At 71.2% G+C, this 14,185-nt stretch carries 13 protein-coding genes; 5 read left to right on the forward strand and 8 right to left on the reverse strand.

Features of this window, described 5'->3' with window-relative positions; genetic code table 11:
* Positions 1–8: 8 nt before the first annotated feature.
* Both FVE89_RS11285 and FVE89_RS11290 read left to right on the forward strand, forming a co-directional pair.
* Positions 9–530 carry a hypothetical protein gene (locus FVE89_RS11285; RefSeq protein WP_116655296.1) on the forward strand — a complete coding sequence of 174 codons (522 nt, stop codon included), beginning with the start codon at positions 9–11 and terminating at the stop codon, positions 528–530.
* 7 nt (positions 531–537) lie between these two features.
* Positions 538–1,131 carry a hypothetical protein gene (locus FVE89_RS11290; RefSeq protein ID WP_116655297.1) on the forward strand — a complete coding sequence of 198 codons (594 nt, stop codon included), beginning with the start codon at positions 538–540 and terminating at the stop codon, positions 1,129–1,131.
* Between the two features lie 623 nt (positions 1,132–1,754).
* Here FVE89_RS11290 and FVE89_RS11295 read toward each other — a convergent pair.
* From FVE89_RS11295 to FVE89_RS11305, 3 genes are all read right to left on the reverse strand, one after another.
* Positions 1,755–5,048 carry a CusA/CzcA family heavy metal efflux RND transporter gene (locus tag FVE89_RS11295; RefSeq protein WP_160534102.1) on the reverse strand — a complete coding sequence of 1,098 codons (3,294 nt, stop codon included), beginning with the start codon at positions 5,046–5,048 and terminating at the stop codon, positions 1,755–1,757.
* Between the two features lie 3 nt (positions 5,049–5,051).
* Complete coding sequence (locus FVE89_RS11300) at positions 5,052–6,281, reverse strand: efflux RND transporter periplasmic adaptor subunit (RefSeq protein ID WP_116655491.1); 1,230 nt, start codon at positions 6,279–6,281, stop codon at positions 5,052–5,054.
* Between the two features lie 70 nt (positions 6,282–6,351).
* Positions 6,352–6,663, reverse strand: a complete 312-nt coding sequence (locus FVE89_RS11305) for a hypothetical protein (RefSeq protein ID WP_053620323.1) — start codon at positions 6,661–6,663, stop codon at positions 6,352–6,354.
* A gap of 107 nt (positions 6,664–6,770) precedes the next feature.
* Here FVE89_RS11305 and FVE89_RS11310 point away from each other — a divergent pair, with 107 nt between their 5' ends.
* A complete protein-coding gene (locus FVE89_RS11310) occupies positions 6,771–7,043 on the forward strand; it encodes a metal-sensing transcriptional repressor (RefSeq protein WP_050735142.1) in 273 nt (90 codons plus the stop codon).
* Between the two features lie 8 nt (positions 7,044–7,051).
* Entirely contained in the window at positions 7,052–8,386 is a 1,335-nt protein-coding gene (locus tag FVE89_RS11315; RefSeq protein ID WP_053620388.1) for an MFS transporter, read from the forward strand.
* Positions 8,387–8,685: 299 nt separating this feature from the next.
* Here the strand turns inward: FVE89_RS11315 and FVE89_RS11320 are convergent, their stop codons facing one another.
* Together FVE89_RS11320 and FVE89_RS11325 are read right to left on the reverse strand one after the other, a co-directional pair.
* The gene (locus tag FVE89_RS11320; protein ID WP_116655299.1) at positions 8,686–9,810 is read right to left on the reverse strand and encodes a nickel/cobalt efflux transporter; all 1,125 of its coding nucleotides are present in this window, start codon (positions 9,808–9,810) and stop codon (positions 8,686–8,688) included.
* Positions 9,811–9,823: 13 nt separating this feature from the next.
* The gene (locus FVE89_RS11325; protein ID WP_050735140.1) at positions 9,824–10,102 is read right to left on the reverse strand and encodes a metal/formaldehyde-sensitive transcriptional repressor; all 279 of its coding nucleotides are present in this window, start codon (positions 10,100–10,102) and stop codon (positions 9,824–9,826) included.
* A gap of 87 nt (positions 10,103–10,189) precedes the next feature.
* Here FVE89_RS11325 and FVE89_RS11330 point away from each other — a divergent pair, with 87 nt between their 5' ends.
* Entirely contained in the window at positions 10,190–10,405 is a 216-nt protein-coding gene (locus FVE89_RS11330; protein ID WP_050735139.1) for a DUF1289 domain-containing protein, read from the forward strand.
* Between the two features lie 78 nt (positions 10,406–10,483).
* Here FVE89_RS11330 and FVE89_RS11335 read toward each other — a convergent pair whose 3' ends face one another.
* The 3 genes from FVE89_RS11335 to FVE89_RS11345 form a co-directional block, all read right to left on the reverse strand.
* Complete coding sequence (locus FVE89_RS11335) at positions 10,484–10,708, reverse strand: hypothetical protein (protein ID WP_133250860.1); 225 nt, start codon at positions 10,706–10,708, stop codon at positions 10,484–10,486.
* Between the two features lie 472 nt (positions 10,709–11,180).
* Positions 11,181–13,040, reverse strand: a complete 1,860-nt coding sequence (locus tag FVE89_RS11340; protein ID WP_116655301.1) for a TniQ family protein — start codon at positions 13,038–13,040, stop codon at positions 11,181–11,183.
* A 10-nt stretch (positions 13,041–13,050) separates the two neighbouring features.
* A complete protein-coding gene (locus FVE89_RS11345) occupies positions 13,051–14,178 on the reverse strand; it encodes an AAA family ATPase (RefSeq protein WP_160534103.1) in 1,128 nt (375 codons plus the stop codon).
* Positions 14,179–14,185: the final 7 nt, after the last annotated feature.

Below are 14,185 nucleotides of genomic sequence, written 5' to 3' on the forward strand. Positions count from 1 at the left end.
AGCCGCACATGCCGAAGGTTCGCGTGCTCGGTCCTGTCGATGACGAGGAACGCACGGCCCTGCTCAAGCTCTTGGCCGAGGCGGGCTGCGAGGTCGTGGACGAGGAGGTCGCCGCCGTCGAGCCCGACGAAGGGGACGACGAGGAAGGGGAAGACGACGAGCACGTCGAGGATCCCGTTGCGACGGAAGACGGCGAGCCCGCGGATGACGAGGTCCGGGCCGGTCACGCCGAGACGCCCGACGAGGACTTGGGGGTGATCGTGCTGTCTCCCGATTGCCTCGCGGACGAGGAGCTGGGGCGCGTGATGCAACGGGCCGCCGCCCAGGGTCGTCGCGTCATCGGGATCTGGCCTCCTAGAACCCAGGACGAGACGCTGCCGCGCGCGTTCGAGGATTACGGCGGCGATACCGTCCCCTGGGATGCGGGCAGCCTGCGGGGCGCCTTACCGCGGAGGAACGCGAAGCCCGAGTGGTTGAAGCCCGACGCCCAGCCGCGGGCGGAGCGCCCGACCAAGCGGAACAAGTGCTGAGGCCGGCGTGCGCGTCCACTCCTACGTGATCGACCACGACCTCGGGTTCGCGCCCAATCCGTTTCACCGGGTGTGCACGCTGAGCGCGTGCAAACCCCTGATCCGGCAGCACGCGAGCGTCGGGGACTTCGTGGTCGGGACCGGCTCGATCCCGAACGGGATCAAGGACCGTGTCGTCTATTGGATGCGGGTCGACGAGATCCTCACCTTCGACCGGTACTGGGACGACGCTCGCTTCGGCGCCAAGCGACCCGTGATGTCCGGCAGCCGCATGCAGATCTACGGCGACAACATCTACCGCCGCTCGGCCGACGGCACCTTCGTCCAGGCCGATTCCTTCCATAGCGAGCCCGGGGGCGTCACCAGCCTGCCGAATCTGGTGCGCGACACCGGTCGGACGGACCGGGTGCTTCTCGGGCGCGAGTACGCCTACTGGGGCGGGTCGGGCCCGCTGGTCCCCCAGGGACTGCGCGATCTCGTGCACAGCACGCAGGGCCATCGGAACCAGTTCACGCCCGAGCGGGTGAGCGCTTTCGTGACATGGCTCCGCGGCATGCCGGGCCGCGGCTTCCTGGGTCGGCCGGCGAACTGGCCAGCCTGAGAGCCGAGCGCCCCGGCGCCCCCATCGCCGGCGAGGACGGCCCGCGGACCCGGTCGCGAGGCCGTGGGCGTGACCCGCGGAGAGGCGGCCTCGCCCCGGTCCTTCGGCGACATCGACGCCGCGCGCCGGCTGTCCCCGACGGGCGGCTCGCCTCGGAAGGCGCAGCGCCTGTCGGAATGAGCCTGGCTCAGAGGCCTCTACCGCCGCCGTGCCCCGTGCGATGCCCAGAGGCCCTTGAGTAGAGGCGGCGGGCGGCGACCTTTCATCCGGTCCGGCTGGAAGTCCGGGCGGACAGCCGTTCGTGGCCCTGGATCTGGCCTCGATCCGTCGAGACGCGGCGGCGGCACGCGATCCGAGACAGGGCGTTCCCGAAGGCGTTGGATGGCGGCGGCACGCGTCGGGTTACGCCCTCCCGCCGCGTGGGCGCCGCCTCGTTCGGTCCGGGGCTGCCTCGGTGATGCCGATCCATGCGCGCGGCTGCGCAGGACACGCTCTCATGAAAGCGTGTCCCGTTTTCGGCTCAGCGACAGCGACGCTCTCAACACAGCTTGTCCCGATTTACCCGGAACCTTGTCCCGCCGTGATGCGGTCGCCCTGATCCGACCGCTCGCGAGGCCGTCCGGCTAAGGCGTTCGTGGGTCGGTCCACGCCACGACATGGCCTCGTGGAGCGGACCGGAAGGACGCCTTGGCCTTGCCGAACCGGACGTAGAGCGCCGGAAGGACCAGCAGCGTCAGGACGGTCGCGCTGGCCAAGCCGCCGATGACGACGGTCGCCAGCGGCCGCTGCACCTCCGCACCCGTGCCCGTCGCCAGGGCCATCGGCACGAAGCCGAGGGCGGCGACCAAGGCCGTCATCGCCACCGGCCGCAGCCGGGTCAGGGCGCCCTCGCGGACGGCATCCGGAATCGCCGTTCCCTCCGCCACGAGCGCGCGGATGTGGTTCAGCAGCACCAAGCCGTTCAGGACCGCGACGCCCGAGAGCGCGATGAACCCGACCGCCGCCGAGACCGAGAAGGGCATGTCGCGCAGCCACAGGGCCGCCACGCCGCCGGTCAGGGCCATCGGCACGGCGCTGAACACGATCAGCGCGTCACGCCCGGACCCGAGCGCCCCGAGGAGCAGGATGAAGATCAGCGCGAAGCAGGCCGGCACGACCACCGTCAGGCGCTGGCGAGCGGCCGTCAGGTTCTCGAACTGCCCGCCCCGCTTCACCTCGTAACCGGGCGGCAGCCGCACCTCGGCGGCGATGCGCGCCTGCGCCTCGGCCACCAGCGAGCCGATGTCGCGCCCGCGCACGTTCGCGGTGACCACGACGCGGCGGCGGCCGTTCTCGCGGCTCACCTGGTTCGGCCCCTCGGTGAAGGCGAACGAGGCGAGCTGCCGCAGCGGCACGCTCAAACCGCCGGCCGGCCCGGGAGCGGCCGGGACCCCGGTGCCCGCCCGCGCGGGCGCGGCCTGCGAGGGCGGCAGCGGCACCGGCAGGTTCCTCAGTGCCTCGACGTCGCCCCGGACGTCGTCGGCCAACCGGACCACGATGGCGAAGCGACGGTCGCCCTCGAACACCAGCCCGGCGTCCTTGCCGCCGACAGCCGTGCCGATGACGTCCTGCACGTCCGCCATGCTCAAGCCGCGCCGGGCGATCTCGCGCCGGTCGACCTTGATCTCCAGGAACGGCAGCCCGACCGCCTCCTCGACCTTCACGTCGGCGGCGCCCTCCAGGCCGCGCAGGATGCCCGCGATCTTGCGGGCGCCCTCGACCATCGGGCCGAACTCCTCGCCGAACACCTTCACCGCGAGGTCGTCGCGAACGCCCGCGATCAGCTCGTTGAAGCGCATCTGGATGGGCTGCGAGAACCCGAGGAGCGTGCCCGGGATCAGCTTCGCCTCGGCGTCCATGCGGGCGATCAACGATTCCTTCGCCTCGGACGGGTCCGGCCACTCCGCTTGGGGCCTCAGGATCAGGTAGGTGTCACAGGCGTTCGGCGGCATCGGGTCGGCGGCGATGTCGGGCGTGCCGCAGCGCGAGTAGACGAAGGCCACCTCCGGGAACTTGCTCATGGCGTCCTCGACGCCGAGCTGCATGGCCTGCGACTGCGAGATGGCCGTCGAGGGGATGCGTCGCGCCTCCATGACGATGTTCTTCTCGTCGAGCGTCGGGGTGAACTCCTGGCCGAGCCGCGTCGCCAGGGCCCCGGCCAGCCCGATGACGACCACCGCGCCGCCTATGAAAGCCAAGGGCGTCCGGACCGCCCCGCCCAGCACCGGTCGATAGGCCGCCTTCAGTCCTCGGATCAGCAGGTTGTCGCCCTCGCCGACCCGCCCGGTGATGAAGGTCGCGACCATCGCCGGGACGAAGGTCAGGGACAGCACGAAGGCCGCCACGAGCGCGATCAGCACCGTCAGCGCCATGGGTGCGAAGGTCTTGCCCTCCACGCCGGTGAAGGTCAGCAGCGGCACGTAGACCAGGATGATGATGGCCTGCCCGTAGACGCTCGGCTTGATCATCTCCTCGGCCGAGACGCGCACGGTCTCCAGCCGCTCGTCCAGGCTCAGCTTCCGTCCCAGCGCGTGCTGCCGCTCCGCCAGGTGCCGCAGGCTGTTCTCGGCGATGATGACCGCGCCGTCGACGATGAGCCCGAAGTCGAGCGCGCCGAGGCTCATCAGGTTGGCGCTGATGCGGCCCGCGAGCATGCCGGTCGCCGTCAGCATCATGGCGACGGGGATGACGAGGGCCGTGATGATCGCCGCGCGGATGTTGCCCAGCGCCAGGAACAGCACCGCGACGACCAGCAGCGCCCCCTCGGCCAGGTTCCTCGACACCGTCCGGATCGTGGCGTCGACGAGGTCGGTCCGGCTGAGCAGCGTCCGGGCCTGGATGCCCGGCGGGAGGAGCTTGTTGATCTCCTTGATCTTGGCGTCCGCGGCCGCCGAGACGGTTCGGCTGTTCTCGCCGATGAGCATGAGGGCGGTGCCCAGCACGACCTCGCGGCCGTTCTCGCTGGCCGAGCCGGTCCGGAGCTCGCGGCCGATCCCGACCTCGGCGACGTCCCTCACCAGGATCGGTATCCCGGCCCGGGTCGCCACGACGACGTCGCGGATCTGGTCGACGTTCTCGATCAGTCCTCCGGCCCGGACGACATAGCCCTCGCCGTTGCGCTCGACGTAGTTGGCGCCCCGGGTCACGTTGTTGGCTCCGATGGCCCGGGTCAGGTCGGCGAAGCCCAGGCCGTAGCCGACGAGCTTCATCGGGTCGGGCTTGACCTGGTACTCCTTGACGAAGCCGCCGATGGCGTCGGCGCCGGCCACGCCCGGCACGCTCTTCATCTGTGGCCGGATGATCCAATCCTGGACCGTGCGCAGGTAGACCGTGCGCTCGAAGTCGGACCTCAGCCGCTCGCCCTCGGGCGTCAGGTAGCTGCCGTCCGACTGCCAGCCCGGCAGGCCATCGCGGACCGGGGCGCCGTCGCCGGCGGCCTGGTACTCGACCGCCCACCAGTAGATCTCGCCGAGGCCGGTCGAGATCGGCCCGAGCCTGACCTCGACCCCGGGTGGCAGGGTGTTGCGCACCTCGCCCAGGCGCTCGTTCACCTGTTGCCTGGCGAAGTAGACGTCGACCTTGTCGCTGAACACGGCCGTGAGCTGGGCGAAGCCGTTGCGCGAGAAGGAGCGCAAGCTCTCCAGGCCCGGCGTGCCGGCGAGCGCCCTTTCGACCAGGACCGTGACCTGCTTCTCGATCTCGACCGGCGTCAGCGCCGGCGCGATGGCGTTGACCTGGACCTGGTTGTTGGTGACGTCCGGCACCGCGTCGATGGGCAGCCGCGCGAGCGACCAGGCCCCGAAGGCGGTGGCGATGAGCGTCACCAGGATGACCGCGTAGCGGTTGGCGACGGAGAAGGCGAGGATCGGGCGGATCACGGTTCAGTCCTCCGCCGCGGCCTTGCCGAGCTCGGACTTCAGCGTGAAGGTGTTGGTCACCGCCACGGCCTCGCCGGGCTCCAGCCCCTCCGTCACCTCCACGGCGGCGTCGTCCGACCGCCCGAGCTTCACCGGCCGCGCCTCGAAGCCCGCGGCCACCCGCACGAAGACGTTCGGTCTGCCCTCCAAGGTCTGGATGGCCGAGGCCGGGATGAGCACCCGCACCGGCTTGTCGGAGATCACGATCTCGGCACCCACGAAAGACCCGGGCCGCCAGGTCTCGTCCGGGTTGGCCAGTTCCGCGACGACCCGCGCCGCGCGCGTGGCCTGATCGAGGACGGGCACGATGATGACGATGCGACCGCGCGCGGCCTCGCCGGTCGCCTCGGCCCGCACGGCCACCGTCTGGCCCTCGCGGACCAGCGGCAGGTCGCCGGGGCTCACCGCGAGATCGACCCAGACCGTCGACAGGTCGACGACGCTGTAGAGCTCGGTCTCCAGGTTGTCCCGGCCGACGGCCGCCCCGAGGTCGACGCGCCGCTCCACGACCTTGCCACCGAGCGGCGATCGGATCTCCTGGCGCTCGAACTGCGCCTCCGGCTGGTTCGGCAACGCCTGGATCTCGGCTTGGCTGAGGCCGAGGAAGGTCAGCTTGCGGCGGGCCGCGTCCTCCTTGACCTTCAGGTCCTGGTAGCTCGCCTGCGAGCGCAGGTACTGCTGCTCGGACGAGATGCGCCTGTCCCAGAGCTCCTTGTCGCGCTCGTAGAGCGTCTTCTGCAGGGCGGCCGACACGCGTGCCGCCAAGTATTCCCCCTTGGCGTCGGCGATCTCGCGGCTGTCGAGGAGCGCCACGACCTCGCCCTTGGCGACCTTGTCGCCGAGCCCCTTGCGCAGCTCCACCACCGTGCCGGTGGTCTTCACCGCGATGCGGGCGGTCAGGTTGGCGTTCGGGACGATGGTGCCCGGCACGTGCAGGTGGCGCGAGAGGTTCCCGCCACCAACCCCGTCCGTGCGGATGCCGGCTTTGCCGACTTGGTCGTCCGTCAGCTTGACGAGGCCGGATCTCTCCGGCTCCGGACCGGCCGCCGCGTGCGGTTCGGGCTTGGCGGGCGCGGCGGCCCCCCTGGCGCCCGCCAGCATGGTGTGGACCGCATCGGGAGCGCCGGGCCACCAGGTCGCGATCAGGACGCCGCCGGCGAGGGCCAGCAGAACGGGGATGAGACGTCTGGACATGTCGGTGCCATGGACGGGCGGCCGCACGCGCACGGCGCCGTCGTTCGAGGATGGGAAGAGGCGGAAAGCCTCAGGTCCTCGGAGGCTCGAACGGTCCCTGCGCCCCGCCCCCGGCTCGGAAGACGTCGTCCAGGCGGGCGAACGACCGCGCCGCCGACGTGGTCACGCTCGCGGGAGCCTTGGCGGCGACGGGCATCACGCCCTGCGCGTGCGATTGCGCGTGGTGGACCAGGTCATCGGCATCCTGGTGGGCCTTGGCGTCGTCCTGTCCCGCCACCGGCGGCATGGCGAGCGCGACGGGACCGGAGGCCGCGTGCCGGGCCTCGGCGAGCAACGGCATCACCGTCACGGCCGCCAGGAGCAACGCGACGGCCACCGTCATGAGACGCCGTCCGAATGACACCCGACACCCTCTTCCCGGCGAGCGCCGTCCATCTCGGCGCGTCGAACACCCTTCCCTTATCCCCTCCGGGGGGATAGCATGTCAACATGGATCACGTGCACGCCTCCCACCCGGAGATCATCAAGCGGCTGAGGCGCGCCCACGGCCATCTCGCCGGCGTCATCGCGATGATCGAGGAGGGCCGCCCCTGCGTGGACCTCGCCCAGCAGTTGCAGGCGGTCGAGAGCGCCATCGCCAACGCGAAGCGCACGCTGATCGAGGACCACATGGAGCACTGCATCGGCGACGGCGTCGCGGACGGCGGCAAGTCCGCCAAGGCGGCGCTGGCCGAGTTCAAGGCGCTGGCCAAGTACCTGTGAAGGCCCCGATGCTGAGCGTCCTCGCCAACCGCACCTACCGGCACCTGTTCGCCGCGCAGGTCATCGCCCTGATCGGCACCGGCCTGCTGACGGTGGCCCTCGGCCTGCTCGCCTACCGGTTGGCCGGGGCAGAGGCCGGGGCGGTGCTGGGCACGGCGCTCGCCATCAAGATGGTGGCCTACGTGCTGGTGGCGCCCATCGCGAACGCCTTCACCGGGCAGTTGCCCCGCCGCGCTTTCCTGGTTGCGACCGACCTCGTCCGGGCCGGCGTCGCCCTGATCCTGCCCTTCGTCGACCAGGTCTGGCAGGTCTACCTACTGGTGTTCGTGCTGCAAGCCTGCTCGGCGGCCTTCACGCCGACCTTCCAGGCGACCATCCCGGACATCCTCCCGGACGAGCGTGACTACACCCGGGCGCTGTCGCTCTCGCGCCTCGCCTACGACCTGGAGAACCTGCTCAGTCCGACACTGGCCGCCTTGCTGCTGACGGTCATCGACTTCCACTGGCTGTTCGGCGGCACGGTCGTCGGATTCCTGTGTTCGGCCGCCCTGGTCGTCTCGGTGGCGCTCCCGTCCCCGACGCCGCCCGAGCGCCGGGCGGGGGTGTACGAGCGCACCACGCGGGGGCTGCGGATCTACCTCGCCACGCCGCGGCTGCGCGGGCTTCTCGCCCTGAACCTCGCGGTGGCGGCGGCCGGCTCCATGGTCATCGTCAACACGGTGGTGATCGTGCAGGCCCTCCTGCAACGGCCCCAGAACGACGTCGCGGTGGCGCTCGGGCTGTTCGGCGGCGGCTCGATGCTGGCGGCCCTGCTGCTGCCGCGGGTGCTCGACCGGCTGCCCGACCGCACGGTCATGCTCCCGGCGGCGGCGTTCCTCGGCGTCGTGCTGCTCGGCTTCGCCGCCACGACCTGGGGCGGCGTCATCGGCTGGCCTATGCTGCTGGCCGCCTGGCTGGCGCTCGGGATCGGCTACTCCGCCGCGCAGACCCCGACCGGACGGCTGCTCCGGCGCTCCGCGACGCCCGGCGACCGCCCGGCCGTGTTCGCCGCCCAGTTCGCGCTCTCGCATGTCGCCTGGCTCTTGACCTATCCACTTGCCGGCTGGCTCGGCGCGAAGGCGGGCATGCCGGTCACGCTGGCGGTGCTGGGCGCGCTGACCTTGGTCGCCGTCGCCGCGGCGGCGGCGCTCTGGCCGGCCTCGGACCCGGACGTCGTCGAGCACGCGCACCCCGACCTCGAATCTGGCCATCCGCACCTGGACGGCGTCGGGACGCGCCGGCATGCCCACGCCTTCGTCATCGACGACCTGCACCAACGCTGGCCCGCGGCCCGGCCGGGTTGAACCGAGCCGGATGTTCGTCGGGCGCTTCCGTCACGAGGCCGTGGATGCCACGCGCCGCGGCTTCGACCGAATGGCGAAGGTGCGGCGCGATGCGCCGCCGGAACCCCGCCATGCGGGTCTTCGCGGTGGCAGCCCGGTCAGTCCGTCGACTTGCCCCACGCGTCAGGAGGCTCGACCGGTTCGCTCCGAGCGGGCAGCCGCGTCCATCTCGGCCACATCCGCCGATGCACCGGCGCCTCGACGGCTGTGGGCTTTCGCGGCGAGGACCGCCGGGGCGACCAAGCCCGCCGGGACCGCGCTTACGATGGGCTGACCGATGGGACGATCCCGACCGCGTGCGCCGCGGGGTCGGGATGGATGCCCTGCCAGCCAAGCCAGCCGGTGTAGAGGCCGACGAGCACGATCAGGGCTGCCGAGGCGTAGGGCGCCCGACGGGCGAAGGCACCGAACCCGGACCACCGCGACGCGACGTGCTTGACGCTGAGGGCAGCCAGCACCCCGGCCGAGACCATCGTGAGCGCGAGGCCGATGCTGAAGCAGACGACCAGCGCGAAGCCGAGGCTGAACTGCTTGAGCTGGATGCACAGGAGCAGGACGGTGATGGCGGCCGGGCACGGGATCAGGCCGCCGGTCAGCCCGAACAGCACGATCTGTCCAGTCGTCACCTGACGCCCGGCGAAGCGTCGCCGGATGTCCTCCGCATGCGCCCGGGCATGGGCGTCGTCCTCGTCGCCCAGGTTCATGTGACCGTGGTCGTGATCCTGCTCCTCGAACGCGACCTCGTGGGTTTCCGCACCCGCGGGCCCGTCAAGGCGCAGTCGCGCCGTGAAGGCGTGCGGCTCGGGGATCTCCTCCAGGCTCTCCAGGAATTCGCCCCCATCGGCGAAGGCGAACGTCTGCCGCCCGCCGTCCGGACGGACCGTCTCGACGGTGACCGCACCCGGCGCGGGCAGCGGACCCGTCTCGGCCCGGAGGCGCCAGCGCGGCGGCACGCCGTCCTCGTACACCTCCAGCGTCAACCGGCCGTCGCCGGTCACGACGTGCCGGTGCTCGCCATGGTGATGATGGTGACCGTGGTGCTGCTCGCGCCAGGTCCGCCACGCCATCCAGAGCGCGATGCCGACGATGAGCACCGCCGACGCCAGCTGGAAGTACGGCTCGGCCGTCTCGCCACCCCATTCCTGGCCGAGATACTGTCCGCCCAGCGCGATCACCCAGACGACCGCGGTGTGCGAGAGCGTCGCCGCCAGCCCGAGCAGGACCGCCTGCGTGACCGTGCCCCGGACCGCGATGATGAAGGCTGCCATCATCGTCTTCGAATGGCCAGGCTCCAGGCCGTGCAGGGCGCCGAGCAGGATGGCGCTCGGCACGAACAGCCAGGCATGCGCGGTCCCCTGCTGCAGCAGGTCGGCGAACGGGGTCATGGGGCGGCTCTCGTCATTTGAGGTAGGTCCGCACCACCTCGATCAGCTCGGCGGCGCCCCGGGCGCGCTCGGCGTCCGGCTCGGCGTCCGGGTTCACGACGTGGTGGCGGATGTGGTCTTCCATCAGCTCGGCGGTCAGCCCGTTGATCGCCCCGCGCATCGAGGCGACCAGCATCAGCACGTCGGCGCAGCCGTGCTCGGCCTCCAGGGCCCGCTCGACCGCCTCCGCCTGTCCCTTGATCCGGCGCACCCGCGCCAGCAGCTTGGTCCTGTCCTTGATCGTGTGAGCCATGAATGGCGTCCTCGTCCTCGCAATACATAGGGGGGTACCCTATCTGTGTCCAGCGACCGATGCGTCGCGTGGCGGGGAGGCCCTAGCATGAGGAAGGACGACCCCTGCATCGGGGTTTGCCAGTGGGATGGGCGGACCGGCTGGTGCCTCGGTTGCGGCCGCACGGTCCCGGAAATACGCGCGTGGCGGAAGATGACGCCTTACAGGAAGGCCGCCCTCGCTCGCGAACTGCCGCGGCGCGTTCGGCAGGTCGCAGTCGCGCAGGTCGAAGCCGAGCCCGGCAGGACCCCGAGCCGCTCCTAGATCGCAGGATCTGCCGGGCGGAACGGCGGCCCCGGTCAGATCGTCCCGGACATGGGTTTCGTCCAGCCGGACGCCCCGTCAAGCCACCCCGGTGTAGCCGAGCCGGAATCGAAAGGCGTCGTGACCGGTGACCGTCACCACCGCGATTGCGTCCGGCACGTCGGGCGGCATGCGTCGGACGATGCGCTCCATCCCGCAGCAGCAAGCCCGGCGGACGAGGACGGCGAGCCCCGATCCGTTTCCGGCGGTCGCGGTCGCCGTCTTGTTGCGCCGGGACACGCCGGGCCAGACCACGAGGCTCACCAGCCCCGCCGCTGCCGATGCCCGAGGCGCGAACCGAGCCCGCCGGCGTCGATGGGCAGGTGCAAGCCTGACCGCGAGGGTGGACGTCGGCACCGGGGCGGCCTCGCAGGCCGGTGGTGACTTCATAAGCGCGTTGGAGGCCGAACCCGAGCGGCGGCAGGACCGAGATCCGATCCAGCCAATGCCGGGCGATCCGGCAGGTCGCCGCCTGCAGCGCCGCCAGCACCGCGACGTCGGTCGCACCGAGGACGGATCCGAGCGCGAGGCCGCGCCAGCCGAACCGATGGGCCGCCGCCGCGATCACGGTCGCGGCGATGATCCATTCCGTTCACGTGCCCTGGAAGGCGACGGGGTCCCCGAACCAAGACGGCGTCACATCCTTCCTCGGTCGACGCCCCGCGCAGATCCTCATCGCCCCGCTCCTGGCTTTGCGCCGACGGCGCTCGCGCGGCACGGCGGTCCCGGCGTGCTCCTAGGGTGGCGGCGCGTGGGTCCTGGCGATGCGGCGCCGAAGGTCCGTCGGGACATCCATCCGGCGCCATACCGTCGTGGTCTTTCGGCCCGTGATCGCGAAGGCTGGCCCGACGCCGGCCCGATCCAAGGCTTCCCGCACCCACCGCGCGCCGGATCCCATCTCCCTGGCGAGCGCACCCGTGGTGGCGTACTCGGCCTCGTAAGCCGCGAGCGCATCGTCCCTGACGAGGATCTCCCCGCACGGCATCGCTGTCCCCGCCATGAGGCCTGCCCGGACGATCAGGCCGACGCTGTCCGTCGGGACCGTGAGCCGCCGGCCGACCTCTTCGAGGGTGAGACCCCCACCTTCGCGCGAACGCCGCGCGACCCTGATGTCCTCCGGGTCGACCAGGAAGCCCGCGAGGCCGGGTACGTCCCGCAGGACCGCCCTGACCCGAAGCTGGCCGGCCAGGATCATGTCGCAGGTGCCGCGCACGCCGTCGACCTTGCCGTGCTGGCTGGCTCGCGCGAGCGGAAGGAGGCCGGCGGGCATGGCCTCGACGGTCGGCGCCGAGCCACGGATCCGGGATAGCACGGCGGCCACGGCATCCCGGTCGAAGACGTCGGCCTTGATGCCGGCGCGCGCGTGGATCTCGGCGGGCGGGACGATCCGCGCCGCGACCAACATCCGCGTCTGGCGCTTCGCCAGCCCGAGCGCCGCCGGCAGATCCTCCGCGCGGAGCGCGCGGTCGAGGATAGCCCGGATCTCGGCGGCGGTCTCGCGGGCGATGCCGATGGGCGTGCCCCTCCGCGTCCGTTCCGGCCAGGCGCCCAGGGCCTTGACGTAGCCGGCGATGAGCTCCGGCCTGCGGCCGCATTCCGCGGCGATGTCGGCGAGGCTGACCAACGGGACGTCGGCATGCCGGATCACCACCGAGGTCTTGTGAACCGGGCCCCGGGCGGCGTGATGCGCGTAAAGCGCCGCCCGAACCGCATCCCCGCTCGCTCCGGTCGGCAGCCGCTTCGCCCAGAGATACAGGTAGCCGTAGACCTGCTCGGCCCCCCAGGCGCCGAGGCCGACATGGTCGGCTCGGGCCATCCCGTCGAGCAGGGCGTCGAAGGCGTGCGGCCAGTCCCGGGCGGTGGCGAGACCGGCCGAGAACACCTCCGGATGGCGCTCCGCCGGAAACTTCGAGAGGGCCCCGTCGGCGCCGCCGAGCAGGGCGACGCCGAACCGCTCCATGGCGTCGCAGGCCTCGGCGAGCGTCAGGCCGTCGAGGAGGGGCACGCTGGTCCGGGCCATGCCGCCGAGTCGGCCGACCACGTAGGCGTCCGCCAGCGTCGTCGCGGGCGGGACCCTGGCGCCGTCGCAGGCGAGAAGGGAATGGCCGTTCCTGCAACGGGTCAGCGAGCCGGCTTCCCAGGTGACGCCCGTCCGGCAAATCGGGCAGGACGCCTCCAGGCGGACATGATGGAGGGGACAGGTGCCGACGGCGGCCACGTCCCACCAGAAGCGCCGGTGGATGTTCCAGTGCGCGTGTCGTCCCGACGGCGTCCTGCGAAGGTCGTCCTGCCAACAGCAGGGGCACCACCGCCGCACGTTCGTCGTCCAATCGTCCCGGTGGACCACCTCGTCCGCGATCACGACCTTTTTCTTGGTGATCTCGGTGGGCGTCCAACCCCGGAACGCGTCCTCGCCACGGCCGAGCCGATCCGCGAGGGGGCCGGCGGCGCGGCCCTGCAGGATGTCGCTCATGGAATGGCCCGCGGTCCTGAGGCGTTCGCGGCTCCACGGCTCGCCGTTGACGTCGAAGGCGCGCAGCAGGTGCGCCGCGGCGGATTCCCCGTCGATGACGGGCGGGATGATGGTCAGCCGCATCGGTTTTCCCCTACGCGTCGTCGGCTTGCGTCTCGACCCCGGCCTCGGCGGTCCCCGTCAGGCGCGTGAGCCTCTCGAACTCGATCTCCTTCATCTTCGGCAGGGTCGAGATATCGACCACCAGGAACGGGTTCCTGCGCGGGCCGAGCTCGAAGATCTCCTCGAAGACGAAGCCGAGGTGGTCGACCTGCTCGATGCTCGGCTTGCCCGACTGGATGGCGCGGAAGGCCGCCTTCTTGACGAGGTGCATCATGCGACCGGTGTAGCCGTTCGAAGCCTTGAGCATGCGCTGCACCATGTCGTGCTCCGACAGGCCGCACGCGGCCGGGAAGCCGAGCCTTGCCTCGACCAGCGACAGGAACTTCGTGGCCTTCTTCACGCAGGCTTCCGAGTGACCCAGCGGCTTGATCGGCTTGAAGACGCAGCGCCGGAGGAGCTGGAAATCCTCCTTCAGCACCTTCTTGAGCCAGGGCATGCCCGAGAGCACGAGGGAGACGGGGCGCAACTCCGCGCCGGGCGGTCGAAGCGGGTCGTTCGGATCCGGGATGACGAGGTTCTTCAGCGTCTCGACCAGGGTGCGCCGCTCGTCACCGGTGCGTCCACGGAAGGCATGATGGAATTCGTCGATCATGATGATGGAGACGAGTTGGGCGTGCATCTGGTGGCGCACCCGGGTCCAGATGTCGTGCTCCTTCAGGTTGGCGCTGAGCTCCTTCTCCGTCATGGCGAGGTATAGCGCGAGACCCAGCGTCTTCAGCGTGCAGGGGCTCGGCGCCTTGATGTAGACCAGCGGCCGCACGGGGCCGAACTCGTCGCGGAACGGCACGAGCGCCGGGCGGAGCTGCAACCGGGCGAGCAGATGCGACTTCCCGGCCCCGGAAGCGGCCGGGATGACGAGGCATTGCCCCTCGACATCGTCGCCGAGGTCCCTGAGCATCTCGTCGAAGCGCGCGACGGTCTTGATCACGACGTCGGTGTTGACGTGGATGGTGTCGACGCGTCGCTTCCAGGCCCGCCGTTCGAGGTCCTGCGGGCTCAAGCGGATCGCGAACCGCTCACGGCGGACCGGGGCGGCCTGGGGGCCGGGGAGGATGGTGACGTCGGGGCGGAAGATCTCCCCGTCCTGGCTTTGCGGCATGCGATGG

The sequence above is a fragment of the Methylobacterium sp. 2A genome, assembly GCF_009806555.1.
GTDB lineage: Bacteria > Pseudomonadota > Alphaproteobacteria > Rhizobiales > Beijerinckiaceae > Methylobacterium.

Bases quoted from the DNA above. Each gene is read 5' to 3' on its own strand.
- FVE89_RS11285 (WP_116655296.1), top strand. From the start codon at position 9: ATGCCGAAGGTTCGCGTGCTCGGTCCTGTCGATGACGAGGAACGCACG.
- FVE89_RS11300 (WP_116655491.1), bottom strand. From the start codon at position 6,281: ATGTCCAGACGTCTCATCCCCGTTCTGCTGGCCCTCGCCGGCGGCGTC.
- FVE89_RS11305 (WP_053620323.1), bottom strand. From the start codon at position 6,663: ATGACGGTGGCCGTCGCGTTGCTCCTGGCGGCCGTGACGGTGATGCCG.
- FVE89_RS11310 (WP_050735142.1), top strand. From the start codon at position 6,771: ATGGATCACGTGCACGCCTCCCACCCGGAGATCATCAAGCGGCTGAGG.
- FVE89_RS11315 (WP_053620388.1), top strand. From the start codon at position 7,052: ATGCTGAGCGTCCTCGCCAACCGCACCTACCGGCACCTGTTCGCCGCG.
- FVE89_RS11320 (WP_116655299.1), bottom strand. From the start codon at position 9,810: ATGACCCCGTTCGCCGACCTGCTGCAGCAGGGGACCGCGCATGCCTGG.
- FVE89_RS11325 (WP_050735140.1), bottom strand. From the start codon at position 10,102: ATGGCTCACACGATCAAGGACAGGACCAAGCTGCTGGCGCGGGTGCGC.
- FVE89_RS11330 (WP_050735139.1), top strand. From the start codon at position 10,190: ATGAGGAAGGACGACCCCTGCATCGGGGTTTGCCAGTGGGATGGGCGG.
- FVE89_RS11340 (WP_116655301.1), bottom strand. From the start codon at position 13,040: ATGCGGCTGACCATCATCCCGCCCGTCATCGACGGGGAATCCGCCGCG.
- FVE89_RS11345 (WP_160534103.1), bottom strand. From the start codon at position 14,178: ATGCCGCAAAGCCAGGACGGGGAGATCTTCCGCCCCGACGTCACCATC.